The organism is Pseudomonas sp. CP4 (genome assembly GCF_047758505.1).
Classification (GTDB): Bacteria; Pseudomonadota; Gammaproteobacteria; order Pseudomonadales; family Pseudomonadaceae; genus Aquipseudomonas; species Aquipseudomonas fluorescens_AO.
Window position 1 is genome coordinate 4,986,250 of record NZ_CP180489.1, and the last position, 18,660, is coordinate 5,004,909.

Consider the following 18,660-nt stretch of genomic DNA (forward strand, 5'->3'; position numbering starts at 1 on the left):
TGTTCATGGACACCAAACTGCTCGACATCCTCGCTTGCCCCGTGTGCAAAGGCCCGCTGAAGCTCAGCGCCGACAAGACCGAACTGATCAGCAAGGGCGCCGGCCTGGCGTACCCGATCCGCGACGGCATCCCGGTGATGCTGGAAAGCGAAGCGCGCACCCTGACCACCGACGAGCGTCTGGATAAATGACCACAGCCTTCACCGTTGTCATTCCGTCGCGATTCGCCTCGACCCGTCTGCCGGGCAAGCCGTTGCTGGATATCGCCGGCAAGCCAATGATCCAGCATGTCTGGGAACAGGCGAGCAAAAGCAGCGCGACCCGCGTCGTGGTGGCTACCGATGACGCGCGCATCGTCGAGGCGTGCAAAAGCTTTGGCGCCGAAGTGGTGCTGACCCGGGAAGATCACAATTCCGGTACTGACCGTCTGGCCGAAGTCGCAGCGAAACTCGGTCTTGCGCCTGATGCGATCGTGGTCAACGTTCAGGGCGATGAGCCGCTGATTCCGCCAAGCGTGATCGATCAGGTCGCCGCCAACCTGGCTGCCCATACTGAAGCGCGCATGGCCACGCTGGCCGAGCCGATCGAAGACGTGGAAACCCTGTTCAACCCCAACGTGGTCAAGGTCGCCAGCGACATCAACGGCCTCGCGCTGACCTTCAGCCGCGCGACCTTGCCGTGGGCTCGCGATGCGTTTGCCAAGAGCCGTGAGCAACTGCCGCAAGGCGTGCCCTATCGCCGTCACATCGGCATCTATGCCTATCGCGCCGGGTTCCTTCAGGATTTCGTCAACTGGGGCCCATGCTGGCTGGAAAACACCGAATCCCTCGAACAACTGCGTGCCTTGTGGCATGGCGTGCGCATCCATGTTGCCGACGCGCTGATCGCGCCGCCGACCGGTGTCGACACCGTTGAAGACCTTGAGCGGGTTCGTCGCCTGCTGGGGGCCTGATGCGCGTTCTGTTTGTGTGTCTGGGCAACATCTGCCGTTCGCCCACCGCTGAAGGCGTGTTGCGCCACAAGTTGCGTGAAGCCGGGCTGGCCGATGTGGTCGAAGTGGCCTCCGCGGGCACCGGTGACTGGCACGTTGGCAACCCGCCGGACAAGCGCAGCCAGGCGGCGGCGAAACTGCGCGGTTATGACCTGTCGACGCAACGCGCGCAACAGGTCAGCCGAGCCGATTTCGCCAGCTACGACCTGATTCTCGCCATGGATAACAGCAATCTGCGCAACCTCAAGGCCCTGCAGCCGTCCACCGGCAGAGCCGAGTTGGATCTGTTTTTGCGTCGTTATGCCGGGCTGCTCGATGAAGTGCCGGACCCGTATTACGACGGCGATCAGGGTTTCGAGCAGGTGCTCGATCTGATCGAAACGGCCTGCGACCAGTTGCTGATCGAAGTGAAGGGCCGTTTATGAGTTTGCAGTTGCAACCGCAAGTATCTTTGCAGGCCTTCAATACGTTTGGCGTCGATGTGCGCGCGCAGCTGTTTGCCGAAGCCCACAGTGATGACGATGTCCGCGAAGCGCTGGACTATGCCGCTTCCCATGACGTGCCGTTGCTGGTGATCGGCGGCGGCAGCAATTTGCTGCTGACGGCGGATATTCAGGCGTTGGTGTTGCGCATGGCTACGCGCGGCATCCGCGTGCTTAGCGACGATGGCAGTCGCGTGGTGGTCGAGGCGGAAGCGGGCGAACCGTGGCACCCGTTCGTGCAGCAAACGCTGGCCCAGGGTTTTGCCGGGCTGGAAAATCTCAGCCTGATTCCCGGCACCGTCGGCGCCGCGCCGATGCAGAACATCGGTGCCTATGGTGTCGAGATCAAGGACGTGTTTGCCGGCCTGACCGCGCTGGATCGCGAGAGCGGCGAGTTGCGGGATTTCAGCCTGGAGCAATGCAACTTCGGCTACCGCGACAGCCTGTTCAAGCAACAGCCGGGACGTTGGCTGATCCTGCGGGTGCGCTTCACGCTTGATCGCGCAGCGCACCTGCATCTGGAATACGGCCCGGTGCGTCAACGCCTGAGCGAGCTGGGCATCGAACAGCCGACGCCCAGCGACGTCAGCCGCGCCATCTGCAGCATCCGCAGCGAAAAACTGCCGGACCCGGCGGTGCTCGGCAATGCCGGCAGCTTTTTCAAGAATCCGCTGGTGTCCGCCGCTGTGGTCACGCAGATCAAAGCGCAGCACCCGGATCTGGTGGCTTACCCGCAAGCGGACGGACAGATGAAACTGGCCGCTGGCTGGCTGATCGAACGCGCAGGCTGGAAAGGTTTTCGCGACGGCGATGCCGGCGTGCACAAGTTGCAGGCATTGGTGCTGGTCAACTACGGCACGGCGACCGGCCTGCAACTGCTCGACCTGGCGCAGCGTATCCAGAAAGACATCGCCGAACGGTTTCATGTCGAACTGGAAATGGAGCCCAATCGGTATTGAGGCAGCTGCAAGCTTCAAGCTTCAAGCGGCAAGCTACACTGCGTCATGAGCGCCAAGCCGCTTCTACTTGCAGCTTGTAGCTAGAAGCTTGCCGCTAAAAAGCCCTGTTTAAGCAGGGCTTTTTTGTTAATGCTGGGTTAACTTAGCCAGCTAACGATACCAATCATTTGCTCCACCCAAGACGCGGTTGCGAGCTGCAAGCTGCAAGCGAATCAGACACGCCTTCACTTGTAGCTTGCAGCTCGAAGCTTGCCGCTAAGATGTTACCCATAACCACTAAAAAATATGCGGGCGTGCCCATGATTACCCTGAAACTCAACGGTCAAGACCACTCTCTCGATGTCACTGAAGACATGCCGCTGTTGTGGGCGATTCGTGACGTCGCCGGATACAACGGCACCAAATTCGGTTGCGGCATGGGCCTGTGCGGCGCCTGCACCATCCATATCGACGGCTTGCCGGCACGCAGTTGCATCACGCCGATCGGCTCGGTGATCGGCCAGAACGTCACCACCATCGACAATCTCCATGCCGACCCGGTCGGCAAGGTCGTGCAGCAAGCCTGGCTCGACAGCGCTGTGGCTCAATGCGGTTATTGCCAGGGCGGGCAGATCATGTCGGCCACCGCTCTGCTGAAAACCAACCCCAACCCGAGCGACGAGCAGATCGAAGAAGCCATGGTCGGCAACATCTGCCGCTGCGGCACCTACAACCGGATCAAGACCGCGATCCGCCAGGCCTCCACCCAACTGAAGGGGGTGAAGGCATGAGCCGCGTCCCGAATGATTTCGCCCTGAGCAACCTCAGCCGCCGTGGGTTTCTCAAAGGCGTCGGCGCCACCAGCGCGCTGGTCCTCGCCGCGAGCTGGGGCTGGCAGGATGCGCTGGCCGATGACGCGAAGAAGTTTGGCGCCGATGGCATGCCCAATGGCTGGATCGACGATCCCAAGGTCTACGTGAGCATTGCTGCCGATGGCAGCGTCACCGTGGTGTGTAACCGTTCGGAAATGGGTCAGGGCGTGCGCACCAGCCTGAGCATGGTCGTTGCCGATGAGCTTGAGGCCGATTGGGCGCAGGTCAAAGTGCAGCAGGCGCCGGGTGACGAAGTGCGCTTCGGCAACCAGGACACCGATGGTTCGCGCAGCATGCGTCACTGGTACGAGCCGATGCGTCGTTGCGGCGCCGCCGCGCGGACCATGCTTGAACAGGCCGCCGCTGCGCAGTGGAAAGTGCCGGTTGGCGAATGCCATGCGCAACTGCACAAGGTCATCCACAAACCGTCCGGCCGCGAACTGGGCTACGGCGAACTCGCCGCTGCCGCCAGTGCGCTGGCAGTACCGGCGCGTGACAGCCTGCGTCTCAAGCAGCCGTCGGAATTTCGCTACATCGGCAAGGAAGGCAGCAAGGCCATCGACGGTGCCGATATCGTCAATGGCCGCGCAGTGTACGGCGCCGACGTGCATTTCGACGGCATGCTCTACGCCACCATCGCTCGTCCGGCAGTGTATGGCGGCAAGGTGAAAAGCCTCGATGACAGCGCCGCGCTGAAAGTCCCCGGCGTGCTAAAAGTCATGCAGATTGAAGGTCGGCCGTTGCCGTCGGAGTTCCAGCCACTGGGCGGCGTCGCGGTTGTGGCCAGCAACACTTGGGCGGCGATCAAGGGCCGCGAGGCGCTGAAGATCGAGTGGGACGATGGCCCGAACGCCAGTTATGACTCGATTGCCTATCGCAAAGAGCTTGAAGCCGCGTCGCTGAAGGCCGGCAAAGTGGTGCGCAACACCGGTGACATCGACAAGGCCTTGAGCGGCGCCGCCAGCACTCTCGAAGCCTCGTATTACCTGCCGCACCTGGCGCAGGCACCGATGGAACCGATGGTTGCTATCGCCCGTTACAAGGACGGCGTCTGCGAGGCTTGGGCGCCGAGCCAGGCACCGCAGGTCACCCGTGAGCGCATCGCCGAGCGTCTTGGCGTGCCGTTCGAGAAAGTCACCTTCAATGTGACATTGCTGGGCGGTGGTTTCGGGCGCAAGTCGAAACCGGACTTCGTCGTTGAAGCGGCAATTCTCGCCAAGGAGTTCCCGGGCAAGGCTGTACGGGTGCAGTGGACCCGCGAAGACGACATCCACAATTCGTATTTCCACACGGTGTCGGCGGAATATCTGAAGGCCGGCATCGACAAGAACGGCCTACCGTCCGGGTGGCTGCATCGCACCGTGGCGCCGAGCATCACTGCGTTGTTTGCGCCGGACATGAACCACGAGGCCGCGTTCGAGTTGGGCATGGGCTTTACCAACATGGCCTACGCAATTCCCAACGTGCGCCTGGAAAACCCCGAAGCCAAGGTGCACACGCGGGTCGGCTGGTATCGCTCAGTGTCGAACATTCCCCACGGCTTCGCGATTCAGAGCTTCGTCGACGAACTGGCGCACAAGGCCGGTGAAGATCCGCTCAAGTACCAGATCAAATTGCTCGGCCCGGATCGGCAGATCGATCCACGCACCTTGAGCGAGGAGTGGAACTACGGGGAATCGCCCGAGCGTTATCCGATCGACACCGGGCGCATGCGCACGGTGCTGGAAACTGCCGCCAAGGCCGCCGGTTGGGGGCGCAAGCTGCCAAAGGGCCGTGGGCTCGGTCTGGCGGTGCATTACAGCTTCGTCACCTATGTGGCGGCAGTGATCGAAGTCGAGGTCAAGGACGACGGTTCGCTGATCGTGCACAAGGCCGACATCGCCGTCGACTGCGGGCCGCAGATCAACCCTGAGCGCATCCGTTCGCAGTTCGAAGGCGCGTGCGTCATGGGCCTGGGCAACGCTGTACTCGGCGAAATCAGCTTCAAGGACGGCAAGGTCCAGCAGGACAACTTCCATATGTACGAGGTCGCGCGCATGTCGCTGGCGCCCAAGGAAGTTGCGGTGCATCTGGTCACGCCTCCAGGTGACGTGCCGTTGGGTGGCGTCGGTGAGCCGGGTGTGCCGCCGATTGCCCCGGCGCTGTGCAATGCGATCTTCGCCGCCACCGGCAAGCGCATCCGCAATCTGCCGGTGCGGTATCAGTTGCAAGGCTGGCAGAAGGCGCAAGCGTAATGGACAGCGTCGATCTCAACGTCCTGCGCAGCGTCCTCGAGTGGCGCCGTGCCGGGCAGCGGGTGGTGCTGTTCAGCGTGGTGCAGACCTGGGGCACCGCGCCGCGCTCGCCCGGCGCCATGCTCGCCTTGCGCGAGGATGGTGTGGTGATCGGTTCGGTGTCAGGCGGCTGTGTCGAAGATGACTTGATCGCGCGACTGCATGACGGTCGCATCGCCACTGACGGCCCGCCGGTGCAGATGATTACTTACGGCGTGACCCGCGAGGAGGCTGCGCGTTTCGGTCTGCCTTGCGGCGGCACCCTGCGCCTGACCGAAGAGCGCGTCGGTGACCCGGCGTGGGTCGCCGAGCTGCTTCAGCGTTGCGAAAACCATGAAATCGTCGCCCGAGAACTGAACATCGAAACCGGCGAGGTGCGGCTGGCTGCGGCGAGCAAGTCCGATTCGCTGGTGTTCGACGGCAAGACTCTGCGGGCGATTTACGGCCCGCGCTGGCGCTTGTTGCTGATCGGTGCCGGGCAGTTGTCGCGCTACGTTGCCGACATGGCGCGGCTGCTGGATTTTGAAGTGCTGATCTGCGATCCGCGCACCGAATTCGTTTACGGCTGGGAAGAGCAGCATGGCCGTTTCGTTCCCGGTATGCCGGACGAGGCGGTGTTGAACATCCAGACCGACGAACGCACGGCGATTGTCGCCCTGACTCACGACCCGCGCCTGGATGACATGGCTTTGCTCACTGCGCTCGACTCGCCGGCGTTCTACGTCGGCGCGCTCGGTTCGCGGGTCAACAGCCTGAAGCGCAGGGAAAACCTCGCTCAGCTAGGCTTGTCGCAAGTGTCGATTGATCGCTTGCATGGGCCGATCGGCTTGCACATCGGCAGTCATTCGCCGGCAGAGATCGCCTTGTCCTTGCTGGCGGAAATTGTCGCGATCAAGAACGGTGTGGAGCTTAAACAGAAAAAACCGCTGGAGGGTGCATGAGCCAATCCATCGCAGTGATTGTGCTGGCGGCGGGCGAGGGCAATCGCTTTCGCCAGATTGCCGGCCCCGACAAAGACAAATTGCTCGCTGACTGTACCGGGCGTGACGGCGCCGTGCGCTCGGTCATCGAGCAGGTGCTGGTGAACCTGCCGGCCAGTCTCGACAAGCGCGTGCTGGTCACCACCGAGGCTCGACCGCAGGCGATGCGCATGGCCCAGGCTTATGGCTGCGACGTGGTGTCGATCGAATCGACCGGCATGGGCGACAGCATTGCCGCCGGTGTTGCTGCTTGCCCGGACGCTGATGGCTGGTTGATTGTGCTCGGCGATATGCCGTTTATCTTGCCTTCGAGTATCGAGCGAGTGCTCGCGGCGATGGCTGATGACGCGGTGAGCGTGCCGGTGCTGGATGGCGAATTTGGCCATCCGGTGGGGTTTGGTCGTTCGTTTGGCGCGCAATTGCAGGCGCTGACCGGCGATCGTGGCGCACGGCCGTTGTTTGCGCAGGGACGGGTGGTGGAAGTGGCGGTGGATGATCCTGGCGTGTTGTGGGATATCGATGTGCCTGAATCTCTGGTATTTCCTCATTCCTGAGCCATGCACAAATCCCCTGTAGGAGTGAGCCTGCTCGCGATAGCGGTCGTTCAGCTAAATGTGTGCTGACTCACACACCGCTATCGCGAGCAGGCTCACTCCTACAATGAACATCGGTGCGGCCTGGATTGCAGGCAGTAAAAAGCCCCGCCAGGCTTTCACCAGGCGGGGCTTTTTAACGGCTTCAGGAATTACACGAGTGGTTTAGGCTCGTGCTCTTTTTCCTGAGCTTCTTCACGCTGCTCTACCGCGTCCTGAACGGAGCGTGGCGCTTCAGCGATCACCGCTTCAACCGATGCTTCTTCAGCGATCGGGGCAGGAGCTGCCTCGATCACTTCAGCTGCAGGGGCTGGTTCGGCAGCAACCGGAGCCGCAGCGGCAGCCAGTTCGGCTTCCTTCTGCAGACGCTCGGCTTCACGCTTGCGACGGCGCACTTCACGCGGGTCGTTTGGTGCGCGGCCGTTTGGCGTCAGGGCGCTGACCGGAGCCGGCGCTTCAACCACTGGCGCTGGCGCTTCGACTGCGGCGGGTGCTTCTTCAACCTGAGCTTCGGCAACCGGAGTTTCAACCGCTGGTGTCGGCGCTGGCTCTGCTGCTGCAACTACTGGCTCGGAAACCATGGCTTGCGGCACTTCGGCTTCAGCGACTGGCGCTGGAACTTCGGTCACAGCTGGCTCGGCAACCCAGTTGAACGCAGTCTGCTCTTCGCGGACTTCACGCACGGTTTTGGTCACGTTTTCGCTGACGGTTTCTACCGCTGGCTCAGTGACGGCCGCTGGTGCTTCGACGACAGCTTCCGGTTCGGCAGTTGCTTCAGCCTGAGGCTGAGCTTCGCGGACCGGAGCGACTTCGATTTCCGGTGCAGCAGTCACTTCTACAGCAGTGGTGGCTTCGACAACCGGCGCTTCGACTGGAGCAGTTTCCAGTGTGGCGGCAGTGGCGCGTTCAGCCTGCTCGTGAGCTTGGGCTTCTGCCGGAGCGCTGATGGTGCTGCTGGCAACGGCAGTGGTGACGGCCAGGCCAGCGGCCAGATCGGCAGTGCTTGGCTCGCCAGCGTTTTCAGCGGACTCGGACTCTTCCGAACCTTCGATCACATTGCCATTGGCGTCACGTTGACGCTCGCGACGGTTGCTGCGACGACGCTGGCCACGGGAGCGACGACGTGGACGATCGCCTTCGGCGTTGTCCTGACCGTCTTCCGGCAGTTGCTCTTCGTTGTTGCTGTTCACTTCTTCTTCAGCGACGGCAGCAGCGGCCTGCTCGGAACGCGGTTGACGCTCTTCACGCGGCGGACGCGGAGCGCGTTCTTCGCGTGGCTGACGGGCCGGACGCTCTTCAGCGGTCACGGCTGCAGCGGCTGCAGCGGCTGCGACTGGCGCGGCGTCCAGTGGCTCGCGCAGTTCACGCACGCGCTCTTCACGCTCGCCGCGCGGCTTGCGATCTTCACGCGGTGCGCGCGGTGCACGTTCTTCACGCGGGGCACGTGGTGCGCGCTCTTCGCGGGCTACCGGCGTTTCGCTGCGAGTTTCACGCGGCTCACGGGCTTCACGTGGCTGACGCTCTTCGCGCGGCTCGCGTGGGGCGCGTTCTTCACGTGGCGCACGCTCTTCGCGCGGCTTGCGTTCTTCATCGCGGCGACCGTTACGGTTGCGGCTCTGCTGACGACCGTTGCGGCGCTCTTCGTTGCGGGCAGGACGCTCGGTGGCAGCCGGTTTCGCAACAGCGACCGGTGCGGCTGGCTCTTCCTTGGTGGCGAACAGGCTGACCAGCGACTTCACCAGCCCCTTGAACAGGCTTGGCTCAGGTGCGGCAACCGGTGCCGGAGCAGGCGCGGCAGGTGCAACTTCGGTCGGCACCGGTGCGTTGGCACGGGCCGGCGCCGTTTTCACTGCAGCTTCCTGGCGAACCAGAGTGCGGGTCGCAGCAGCTGGCTGGACTTCTTCGACTTCGGCAGCGGCGGCAGCGATTTCGTAGCTGGACTGGTTGGTCGCAGCTTCCGGGCTGTCGTCACGCAGACGCTGCACTTCGAAGTGCGGCGTTTCGAGGTGATCGTTCGGCAGAATGACGATACGGGCACGGGTGCGCAGTTCGATCTTGGTGATCGAGTTGCGTTTTTCGTTGAGCAGGAACGCAGCGACCGGGATCGGCACTTGCGCGCGAACTTCGGCGGTGCGGTCTTTCAGGGCTTCTTCTTCGATCAGGCGCAGGATGGCCAGCGACAGCGATTCAACGTCACGGATGATGCCGGTGCCGTTGCAACGCGGGCAGACGATGCCGCTGCTTTCGCCCAGCGATGGACGCAGGCGCTGACGGGACATTTCCAGCAGGCCGAAACGCGAGATGCGACCGATCTGCACACGGGCGCGGTCAGCTTCCAGGCATTCGCGGACTTTCTCTTCCACGGCGCGCTGGTTCTTGGCCGGGGTCATGTCGATGAAGTCGATGACGATCAGGCCGCCGATGTCGCGCAGGCGCAACTGACGGGCGATTTCTTCGGCGGCTTCAAGGTTGGTCTGCAGGGCGGTTTCTTCGATGTCGCTGCCTTTGGTGGCGCGCGCCGAGTTGATGTCGATGGACACCAGGGCTTCGGTCGGATCGATGACGATGGAGCCGCCGGAAGGCAGTTCAACGACGCGCTGGAATGCGGTCTCGATCTGGCTTTCGATCTGGAAACGGTTGAACAGCGGCACGCTGTCTTCGTACAGCTTGATCTTGCTGGCGTACTGCGGCATCACCTGACGGATGAAGGTCAGGGCTTCGTCCTGGGCTTCAACGCTGTCGATCAGCACTTCGCCGATGTCCTGGCGCAGGTAATCGCGGATGGCGCGGATGATCACGTTGCTTTCCTGATAGATCAGGAAAGGCGCGGAACGATCCAGCGAGGCTTCTTTGATGGCGGTCCACAGTTGCAGCAGGTAGTCGAGGTCCCACTGCATTTCTTCGCTGCTGCGGCCCAGGCCTGCAGTGCGCACGATCAGGCCCATATCGGCCGGAGCAACCAGACCATTCAGCGCTTCACGCAGTTCGTTGCGCTCTTCGCCTTCGATGCGACGGGAGATGCCGCCGGCACGCGGGTTGTTCGGCATCAGTACGAGGTAACGACCGGCGAGGCTGATGAAGGTGGTCAGGGCGGCGCCCTTGTTGCCACGTTCTTCTTTCTCGACCTGAACGATGACTTCCTGGCCTTCGCTCAGGACGTCCTTGATGTTGACGCGGCCTTCGGGGGCTTTCTTGAAGTATTCGCGGGAGATTTCTTTGAGGGGCAGGAAGCCGTGGCGCTCGGAGCCGAAATCGACAAAGGCAGCCTCAAGGCTTGGTTCGATGCGAGTGATGCGGCCTTTATAGATGTTGGCCTTCTTCTGCTCGCGTGCACCGGATTCGATATCCAGGTCGTAGAGGCGCTGGCCGTCTACCAGTGCAACACGCAACTCTTCGGGTTGAGTTGCGTTAATCAGCATTCTTTTCATGTAGTACCGTCGGTTTCCGGGCTGCCGGAAACGGCGTTCGGCACACACGACTTCTCACGGTCGGTGTCAGGTGCGTCGGGAGTGGTTGGCCATTCCCGTGTCCAGCGATGTGCGGCCAATTGGGCCGATACCGCGACGTACGCGTCCTGCTTGCTGTGGCTACTTAAGCACTCAGTCAGGAGGAGGAATCAACCAGCGGCTGTGGACGAGATGAAGCGTCTTGATCAAAGCTTGTTGCTACACAGTCCGGCGGTTGTGCATCTCCACCCTACACGTATCCCTGATAATTCGGGTGCTGCCGCGCGCAGAATCCGCAGCGGGTTGGCATTTACCGTGAGCTCCGAAAGGGGAGATCACGCATCATGGCTAATTCAGGCGATGTTTCCGAAGCAATCGCTCGGGGTCATTCGCAGTCGACTGCACTTTGTGAACTGGCCTCGAATGTCGCCTGCCGGGCGAGTGAGAACTCTGCTCGGCGGTGTAATTCAGGCCTCATGTCACCTGCGCTCGTTACAACCACAAACTCCACCGTTACGTAGCGAAAGCCCCGTAGGACGGCCTCGCGCCCTGGTGAATTGCGTTGGTCAGGGCCGGTCTTTGACCGTGGTTCCGCTGTCCAGGCCGCTTTTGGCGGCGTTCGCGACTATAGCAGCAATGATTAAGTGCTTCAATTCCATAAAAATTGTTATCATCCGCGGCATGACAACTACTGCCCCTTCGACTCCAGGCGTTCAACTGCTTGAAGTCTCGCCGGAGTATGCCGGCCAACGAATCGACAACTTTCTCCTCGCCCGGCTCAAAGGCGTGCCCAAGACCTTGATTTACCGCATTTTGCGCAAAGGCGAAGTGCGCGTGAACAAAGGTCGGATCAAGCCCGAATACAAGCTGCAGGCCGGCGATATCGTGCGCGTGCCGCCGGTTCGCGTGCCTGAGCGTGACGAGCCGGTGCCGCTGGCCCAGGGGCTGTTGCAGCGCCTGGAAGCCTCGATCGTCTTCGAAGACAAAGCCCTGATCGTGATCAACAAGCCCGCCGGCATTGCGGTTCATGGCGGCAGCGGGCTGAACTTCGGCGTGATCGAAGCCTTTCGTCAGTTGCGTCCCGATGCCAAGGAGTTGGAGCTGGTTCACCGTCTCGACCGTGACACCTCCGGCCTGCTGATGATCGCCAAGAAGCGCAGCATGTTGCGCCACCTGCACGAGCAACTGCGCGGCGATGGCGTCGACAAGCGTTACATGGCACTGGTCCGTGGCAACTGGGCAACCTCGATCAAGCAGGTTCGCGCACCGTTGCTCAAGAGCAATCTGCGTTCCGGCGAGCGCATGGTCGAAGTCAACGATGAAGGCAAAGAAGCCCTGACGATGTTCAAGGTGCTGCGCCGCTTCGGTGATTTTGCCACCATGGTCGAAGCTAAGCCGGTTACCGGTCGTACCCACCAGATTCGCGTGCACACCTTGCATGCTGGCCATTGCATCGCCGGTGACAGTAAGTATGGCGACGAGGATTTCACGAAGGAAATCCGAGATCTGGGTGGTAAGCGCCTGTTCCTGCACGCTTACATGCTGACGGTGCCGCTGCCTGACGGTGGCAAGCTGAATTTGCAAGCGCCCGTCGATGAAATGTGGGCCAAAACCGTGGAGCGATTGAGTGCGCCCATCTGATTACAAACTGCTGATTTTCGACTGGGACGGCACCCTCGCCGATTCCATCCATCGCATCGTCGAGGCCATGCACTCGGCCTCCGGGCGTTCCGGTTTCGAGTTGCGCGATGACTTCGCCGTCAAAGGCATCATCGGTCTCGGCTTGCCGGAAGCGATTCGCACGCTATACCCCGAGATCAGCGACGCAGAATTGCTCGCGTTTCGCGAGTATTACGCCGATCACTACATCGCTGCCGAAGCTGTGCCTTCGCCGTTGTTCGAAGGTGTGGTCGAGTCGATGGCATCGTTTCGCGAGCAGGGTTATCACTTGGCGGTTGCGACGGGCAAGAACCGGCGCGGACTGGATCGTGTGCTCAAGGCCAACGGATGGGAAGATTATTTCGATATCACCCGCGCGGCCGATGAAACTGCCAGCAAGCCGCACCCTCTGATGCTTGAGCAGATTGTCAGCCACTGCGGCGTACGCCCGGAGCAGGCGTTGATGGTCGGTGATTCGTCGTTCGATCTGCTGATGGCGCGCAACGCGGGGATGGATTCGGTGGCGGTCAGTTATGGCGCGCAATCGATCGAGTCCCTGCAACAGTTCGAGCCGCGCCTGTCGATTGACCGTTTTTCTGAATTGCACGCCTGGCTGGGTCAGCGGGCTTAACAGGTTTTTGTTGGGGTGGATGGCATGACCGACGAATGGAAAGCACCGGACAAGGCAAGTGCCGCCGACGGTGACGCGAAAAGCTGGAAGCTGTTGGAAAAGACTTTGCTGGCCGGTGTAGAGGAACAACGCCGTTCGCGGCGCTGGGGGATTTTCTTCAAGCTGCTGACGTTTGTTTATCTGTTTGTTGCGCTGCTGCTGTTCACGCCGCTGATGGACATGGAAAAAAGCGCCACCCGCGGCCCGAACTACACGGCGTTGATCGAGATCGACGGCGTCATTGCCGACAAGGAGCCAGCCAGCGCCGACAATATCGTTGGCAGCTTGCGCGCGGCGTTCGAAGACAAGAAGGTCAAGGGCGTGGTCCTGCGCATCAACAGTCCGGGCGGCAGTCCGGTGCAGTCTGGCTATGTCTATGACGAGATCAAGCGTCTGCGAGCTTTGCACCCGGAGATCAAGCTCTACGCAGTGATTTCCGATCTGGGTGCTTCGGGCGCCTATTACATCGCCAGCGCGGCGGATCAGATCTACGCCGACAAGGCCAGTCTGGTCGGCTCAATCGGCGTGACAGCAGCGGGTTACGGTTTTGTCGGCACCATGGAAAAACTCGGGGTTGAGCGTCGCACCTACACCTCGGGCGAGCACAAGGCATTCCTTGATCCGTTCCAGCCGCAAAAGCCTGAAGAAACCGCATTCTGGCAAAGCGTGCTCGACACCACGCACAAGCAGTTCATCAACAGCGTCAAGCAGGGTCGTGGCGATCGCCTGAAGGACAAGGAGCATCCAGAGCTGTTTTCCGGACTGGTCTGGTCGGGTGAGCAGGCGCTGCCGCTGGGCCTGATCGATGGCTTGGGCAGTGCCAGTTCGGTGGCGCGTGATGTGATTGGCGAGAAGGAGTTGGTGGACTTCACTGTGCAGGAATCGCCGTTCGATCGCTTCTCGAAGAAGCTCGGCGCCAGCGTAGCCGAGCAGTTGGCGATGTGGATGGGTTTCCACGGGCCGTCGTTGCGGTAAGACAGCTCAAGATCAAAAGATCGCAGTCTGCGGAGGCTCTTGCACGGATCGGTGTAGGAGCTGCCGAAGGCTGCGATCTTTTGCTTTCAAGGGATTTGCACACCCTCGACCAACAACATATCGATCAGGCGAATCAGCGGCAGGCCGATCAGGCTAGTGGCGTCCGGGCCTTCGGTCGATTGAAACAGGCTCACGCCCAGTCCTTCGGCCTTGAAGCTGCCGGCGCAGTCGTACGGCTGCTCAATGCGCAAATAGCGCTCGATTCGCGCCTGATCCAATTGACGCATGTGCACGGTGAACGGCACGCAGTCGACCTGGCATTCCCCGGTCTGGCTGTTGAACAGGGCCAGGCCGGTGAGAAAGGTCACACTCGCGCCGCTGGCCGCCATCAATTGCGCGCGGGCCTTTTCGAAGGTGTGCGGCTTGCCAATGATCTGTTCGCCCAGGACGGCGACCTGATCCGAGCCAATGATCAGATGAGCAGGGTGGCTGTCCGCCAGGGCGCGGGCTTTTTCTTCAGCGAGACGTTTGACCAGATCGATCGCGGATTCGCCCGGGCGGTGACTTTCGTCGATGTCCGGCGAGCCGCAGACGAACGGCAAGTGCAGGCGGGCGAGCAATTCGCGGCGATAAGTCGAGCTTGAAGCGAGTAATAAAGGCAGCATGGACGTCTCCTGAGGCAGGTGCGGATTCTAGCGGAGGCGCGCAAGTGACGGACAGGGCACAATTTCCTTTGACATGGGTGGGTGCATCCCTATAATGCTGCGCCTATGTTGAATGACCCGATTCCACCTCACGTTGACCCGCGCAAATTGGCTGACCGTGGCACCACCCTTCAAGGTGAACTGCTGCTGGCCGATTTGAAGAGACTCTGCGACCCGCTTTCCGACGATGTCGGTACGGTGCAGGCCAAATTCGTTTTTGAACGAGATGAACGTAAGTCTGTGGTCATCCACAGCTTTATCGACACCGAAGTCAAAATGGTTTGCCAGCGTTGTCTTGAGCTGGTCACCCTGCCGATCCACAGCGAATGCAGTTACGCGGTGGTGAAGGAGGGTGCGAATACCCAGTCGTTGCCGAAAGGTTATGACGTGCTGGAACTGGGCGAAGATCCATTGGATCTGCAGTCACTGATCGAGGAGGAGCTTCTGCTCGCCTTGCCCATTGTGCCTGCTCATCATCCGGAAGAATGCCAGCAGCCGGCGGGAGCAGATGAGCCCGAACCGAGCGAGGACGAGGTAACGCGGTCCAACCCGTTCAGTGTATTGGCGCAGTTAAAGCGTGACCCAAACGTTTAGGAGTTAATCAATTATGGCTGTTCAGCAGAACAAAAAATCCCGCTCTGCCCGTGACATGCGCCGTTCGCACGACGCTCTCGAGGCTAGCACCCTGTCTGTAGAAAAAACCACTGGTGAAGTTCACCTGCGTCACCACGTATCGCCAGAAGGCGTATACCGTGGCCGTAAAGTGATCGACAAGGGCGCTGACGAGTAATCACTTGTCTGCTCAAGTCATCGCGATTGACGCAATGGGCGGGGACTTCGGTCCCCGCAGCATTGTTCAGGCCAGTCTCGCTTGCCTGTCCGCTACACCCTCGCTGCACCTGACCCTTGTCGGTCAACCCTCCCTTCTTGAAGAACTGATCCACGGCCAGTCGGCTGCCGATCGCGCGCGCCTGACGATTGTTGCGGCCAGCGAAGTCATCACCATGGACGAAAAACCCGCTCAGGCCCTGCGTGGCAAGCCGGATTCGTCGATGCGTGTCGCCCTCGAGCTGCTGCGCGATGGCAAGGTGCAGGCCTGTGTCAGTGCCGGCAATACCGGCGCGTTGATGGCCTTGTCGCGATTCGTGCTGAAAACATTGCCCGGCATTGATCGTCCGGCCATGGTCGCGGCGATTCCGACGCAGACCGGTTATTGCCAGCTGCTCGATCTGGGCGCCAACGTCGATTGCAGTGCCGAGCACCTGTTGCAGTTCGCCGTGATGGGTTCAGTGGCCGCGCAGACCCTGGGTATCGCCCGTCCGCGTGTGGCGCTGCTGAACATCGGCACTGAAGACATCAAGGGCAATCAGCAGGTCAAACTGGCCGCCACGCTGTTGCAGGCTGCGCGCGGGATCAACTACATCGGTTTTATCGAAGGCGACGGCTTGTATCGCGGTGAGGCAGACGTAGTGGTGTGTGACGGCTTCGTCGGCAACATCCTGCTGAAATCCAGCGAAGGTCTGGCGACGATGATTGCTGCGCGCATCGAGGCCTTGTTCAAGAAAAACATGGCCTCTCGTGCGGTCGGCGCTCTCGCGCTGCCGTTGATGAAACGTCTGCAGGCCGACCTGGCCCCGGCGCGACATAATGGCGCAAGCTTTCTCGGTTTGCAGGGTATCGTCGTGAAAAGCCACGGATCGGCCGGCGTGCAGGGCTTTCAGAGTGCGATTCAGCGGGCGCTGATCGAAATTCAGGAGAACCTGCCCGAGCGTCTCCACGGCCGTCTGGAGGAACTGTTGTCTTAGGCGTTTTCGTCGGACAATGCTTAAATGTGACCGCCCGGTTCAAAGGGCCATCCAAACTGTCAGTTTCTGGCGTCCCCAACGGGGCGTTATTTTCCGACGACAAGATCATTAGGGGCTTGTTACATGTCTGCTTCCCTCGCATTCGTCTTTCCAGGACAGGGTTCGCAGTCCCTCGGCATGCTGGCCGAGCTGGGCGCGCAACATCCGCTGATCCTCGAAACCTTTCAAGAAGCCTCTGCTGCGCTGGGCTACGACCTGTGGGCACTGACCCAGCAGGGCCCGGAAGAGCTGCTCAACCAAACCGACAAAACCCAACCGGCCATTCTGACCGCGTCGATCGCCCTGTGGCGTCTGTGGCTGGCCGAAGGCGGCGTGCGTCCGGCATTCGTCGCCGGCCATAGCCTGGGTGAATACAGTGCGCTGGTTGCCGCTGGCAGCCTGAGCCTGGCTGACGCGGTCAAGCTCGTTGAGCGCCGTGGTCAGTTGATGCAGGAAGCGGTGCCGGCCGGGCAGGGCGGCATGGCCGCGATCCTCGGCCTGGAAGATGCCGACGTGCTGGCTGCCTGCGCCGAAGCGGCGCAAGGTGAAGTCGTCAGCGCGGTGAATTTCAACTCGCCGGGCCAAGTGGTGATCGCCGGTGCCAAGGCAGCCGTCGAGCGCGCCATCGAGGGCTGCAAGGCCCGTGGTGCCAAACGCGCCATGCCGTTGCCGGTGAGCGTGCCGTCGCACTGCGAGCTGATGCGTCCGGCTGCCGAGCGTTTCGCTGAATCCATCGCCGCTATCGACTGGCAGGCGCCGCAGATTCCGGTGGTGCAGAACGTCAGCGCACAAGTGCCAGCCGATCTGGAAACCCTCAAGCGCGATCTGCTCGAACAGCTCTACAAGCCAGTGCGCTGGGTTGAGTCGGTGCAGACTTTAGCCGCCAAGGGCGCGACCAATCTGGTCGAATGCGGCCCGGGCAAAGTCCTCGCTGGCCTGAACAAGCGTTGCGCCGAAGGCGTTTCGACTTCCAACCTCAATACCCCAGACGCCTTCGCTGCCGCTCGCGCAGCGCAGGCCTGAATCAGGAGAAACTTGCATGAGTCTGCAAGGTAAAGTTGCACTGGTCACCGGTGCAAGCCGCGGTATCGGCCAGGCCATCGCGCTGGAATTGGGTCGTCAGGGCGCCATTGTTGTCGGCACCGCGACCTCCGCATCGGGCGCCGAGCGCATTGCCGCGACCCTGAAGGAAAACGGTATCCAGGGCGCCGGTTTCGAACTCAATGTCACCAGCGACGAATCGGTCAGCGCCGTACTGGCGGGCATTCAGGAGCAGTTCGGTGCGCCGGTGGCGATTCTGGTCAATAATGCCGGCATCACCCGCGATAACCTGATGATGCGCATGAAAGACGACGAGTGGTACGACGTGATCGATACCAACCTGAACAGTCTGTATCGCCTGTCCAAGGGCGTTTTGCGTGGCATGACCAAGGCGCGCTGGGGTCGAATTATCAGTATTGGCTCGGTGGTGGGTGCCATGGGCAACGCCGGCCAAGTAAACTATGCAGCCGCCAAGGCCGGTCTGGAAGGTTTCAGCCGGGCGATGGCGCGTGAAGTCGGTTCGCGTTCGATTACGGTCAACTCGGTAACCCCAGGGTTCATCGACACCGATATGACCCGCGAACTGCCTGAAGCACAGCGTGAAGCCTTGCAGACGCAGATTCCGCTGGGTCGTCTGGGACAAGCTCAAGAGATCGCGTCCGTGGTCGCTTTTCTTGCATCTGACGGTGCGGCATACGTTACCGGGGCTACAATCCCGGTGAACGGTGGGATGTACATGTAAGTAAAATGTGACGGATTGCTTCAAAAAAATGTCATACGAGCTGTCTAAAATCCGTTATAAAGCTGCAATCTATTTATAGGCAGAGGGCCGCAGGGTTTGAGGAGTGAAGCTTTCAGTTGAAAAACTGAAAAGGCTTTCTATACACTTACCCACTGGCCAGCTGCCTGAATTTGTCCATTAGGAGTGAAAACAAGGTATGAGCACCATCGAAGAGCGCGTCAAGAAAATCGTTGCCGAGCAACTGGGTGTTAAAGAAGAAGAAGTGGTCAACACCGCTTCCTTCGTAGAAGACCTGGGTGCCGACTCCCTTGACACCGTTGAGCTGGTGATGGCTCTGGAAGAGGAATTCGAGACCGAAATCCCTGACGAAGAAGCTGAAAAGATCACTACTGTACAAGCTGCAATCGACTACGTTACCAGCCACCAGGCGTAATAGTTTGTAATCGTTGC

At 60.8% G+C, this 18,660-nt stretch carries 19 protein-coding genes; 17 read left to right on the forward strand and 2 right to left on the reverse strand.

The features are described from left to right. The first annotated feature begins 5 nt into the window (after positions 1-5). The 8 genes from ACMYUN_RS22455 (at position 6) to ACMYUN_RS22490 (ending at position 7,090) form a co-directional block, all read left to right on the forward strand. Entirely contained in the window at positions 6-191 is a 186-nt protein-coding gene (locus tag ACMYUN_RS22455) for a Trm112 family protein (protein WP_003179363.1), read from the forward strand. Continuing rightward, entirely contained in the window at positions 188-952 is a 765-nt protein-coding gene (gene kdsB, locus ACMYUN_RS22460) for a 3-deoxy-manno-octulosonate cytidylyltransferase (protein ID WP_095181614.1), read from the forward strand. Before ACMYUN_RS22455 ends, kdsB begins: the two co-directional genes overlap by 4 nt. Beyond that, positions 952-1,416 carry a low molecular weight protein-tyrosine-phosphatase gene (locus ACMYUN_RS22465; RefSeq protein WP_133339565.1) on the forward strand — a complete coding sequence of 155 codons (465 nt, stop codon included), beginning with the start codon at positions 952-954 and terminating at the stop codon, positions 1,414-1,416. The genes kdsB and ACMYUN_RS22465 overlap by 1 nt, the downstream gene beginning before the upstream one ends. Next, complete coding sequence (murB, locus tag ACMYUN_RS22470; protein WP_415761801.1) at positions 1,413-2,432, forward strand: UDP-N-acetylmuramate dehydrogenase; 1,020 nt, start codon at positions 1,413-1,415, stop codon at positions 2,430-2,432. Before ACMYUN_RS22465 ends, murB begins: the two co-directional genes overlap by 4 nt. A gap of 299 nt (positions 2,433-2,731) precedes the next feature. Then, entirely contained in the window at positions 2,732-3,202 is a 471-nt protein-coding gene (locus ACMYUN_RS22475; RefSeq protein ID WP_039760186.1) for a (2Fe-2S)-binding protein, read from the forward strand. Next, positions 3,199-5,517, forward strand: coding sequence for a molybdopterin cofactor-binding domain-containing protein (locus ACMYUN_RS22480; protein ID WP_415761803.1), 2,319 nt, complete (start codon positions 3,199-3,201; stop codon positions 5,515-5,517). Before ACMYUN_RS22475 ends, ACMYUN_RS22480 begins: the two co-directional genes overlap by 4 nt. Beyond that, entirely contained in the window at positions 5,517-6,497 is a 981-nt protein-coding gene (locus ACMYUN_RS22485) for an XdhC family protein (RefSeq protein WP_415761804.1), read from the forward strand. Before ACMYUN_RS22480 ends, ACMYUN_RS22485 begins: the two co-directional genes overlap by 1 nt. Then, positions 6,494-7,090, forward strand: a complete 597-nt coding sequence (locus ACMYUN_RS22490; protein WP_415761805.1) for a nucleotidyltransferase family protein — start codon at positions 6,494-6,496, stop codon at positions 7,088-7,090. The genes ACMYUN_RS22485 and ACMYUN_RS22490 overlap by 4 nt, the downstream gene beginning before the upstream one ends. Before the next feature lie 191 nt (positions 7,091-7,281). Here ACMYUN_RS22490 and rne read toward each other — a convergent pair whose 3' ends face one another. Beyond that, entirely contained in the window at positions 7,282-10,557 is a 3,276-nt protein-coding gene (gene rne, locus ACMYUN_RS22495) for a ribonuclease E (RefSeq protein WP_415761806.1), read from the reverse strand. Between the two features lie 699 nt (positions 10,558-11,256). Between rne and rluC the strand changes: the two genes are divergently transcribed. From rluC to sppA, 3 genes are read left to right on the forward strand one after another with little or no spacing between them, the layout of a single operon-like run. Then, the gene (gene rluC, locus ACMYUN_RS22500; RefSeq protein ID WP_415761807.1) at positions 11,257-12,216 is read left to right on the forward strand and encodes a 23S rRNA pseudouridine(955/2504/2580) synthase RluC; all 960 of its coding nucleotides are present in this window, start codon (positions 11,257-11,259) and stop codon (positions 12,214-12,216) included. Beyond that, positions 12,203-12,865, forward strand: a complete 663-nt coding sequence (locus ACMYUN_RS22505; RefSeq protein ID WP_083352208.1) for an HAD-IA family hydrolase — start codon at positions 12,203-12,205, stop codon at positions 12,863-12,865. Before rluC ends, ACMYUN_RS22505 begins: the two co-directional genes overlap by 14 nt. Before the next feature lie 24 nt (positions 12,866-12,889). After that, positions 12,890-13,879 carry a signal peptide peptidase SppA gene (sppA, locus tag ACMYUN_RS22510; RefSeq protein WP_415761808.1) on the forward strand — a complete coding sequence of 330 codons (990 nt, stop codon included), beginning with the start codon at positions 12,890-12,892 and terminating at the stop codon, positions 13,877-13,879. A gap of 86 nt (positions 13,880-13,965) precedes the next feature. On the opposite strand, the gene ACMYUN_RS22515 is transcribed toward sppA, so the two are convergent. Continuing rightward, complete coding sequence (locus ACMYUN_RS22515) at positions 13,966-14,544, reverse strand: Maf family protein (RefSeq protein ID WP_415761809.1); 579 nt, start codon at positions 14,542-14,544, stop codon at positions 13,966-13,968. Positions 14,545-14,649: 105 nt separating this feature from the next. Here ACMYUN_RS22515 and ACMYUN_RS22520 point away from each other — a divergent pair, with 105 nt between their 5' ends. The 6 genes from ACMYUN_RS22520 (at position 14,650) to acpP (ending at position 18,643) form a co-directional block, all read left to right on the forward strand. Then, positions 14,650-15,177 carry a YceD family protein gene (locus ACMYUN_RS22520; protein ID WP_003204262.1) on the forward strand — a complete coding sequence of 176 codons (528 nt, stop codon included), beginning with the start codon at positions 14,650-14,652 and terminating at the stop codon, positions 15,175-15,177. Positions 15,178-15,190: 13 nt separating this feature from the next. Then, positions 15,191-15,373 carry a 50S ribosomal protein L32 gene (rpmF, locus tag ACMYUN_RS22525; RefSeq protein WP_003179396.1) on the forward strand — a complete coding sequence of 61 codons (183 nt, stop codon included), beginning with the start codon at positions 15,191-15,193 and terminating at the stop codon, positions 15,371-15,373. A 4-nt stretch (positions 15,374-15,377) separates the two neighbouring features. Beyond that, the gene (plsX, locus tag ACMYUN_RS22530) at positions 15,378-16,388 is read left to right on the forward strand and encodes a phosphate acyltransferase PlsX (RefSeq protein WP_264083031.1); all 1,011 of its coding nucleotides are present in this window, start codon (positions 15,378-15,380) and stop codon (positions 16,386-16,388) included. A 123-nt stretch (positions 16,389-16,511) separates the two neighbouring features. Next, positions 16,512-17,450 carry an ACP S-malonyltransferase gene (fabD, locus tag ACMYUN_RS22535; protein ID WP_415761810.1) on the forward strand — a complete coding sequence of 313 codons (939 nt, stop codon included), beginning with the start codon at positions 16,512-16,514 and terminating at the stop codon, positions 17,448-17,450. Positions 17,451-17,466: 16 nt separating this feature from the next. Next, entirely contained in the window at positions 17,467-18,210 is a 744-nt protein-coding gene (gene fabG, locus ACMYUN_RS22540) for a 3-oxoacyl-ACP reductase FabG (RefSeq protein WP_016770989.1), read from the forward strand. A 196-nt stretch (positions 18,211-18,406) separates the two neighbouring features. Next, entirely contained in the window at positions 18,407-18,643 is a 237-nt protein-coding gene (gene acpP / locus ACMYUN_RS22545) for an acyl carrier protein (RefSeq protein ID WP_003175607.1), read from the forward strand. Positions 18,644-18,660: the final 17 nt, after the last annotated feature.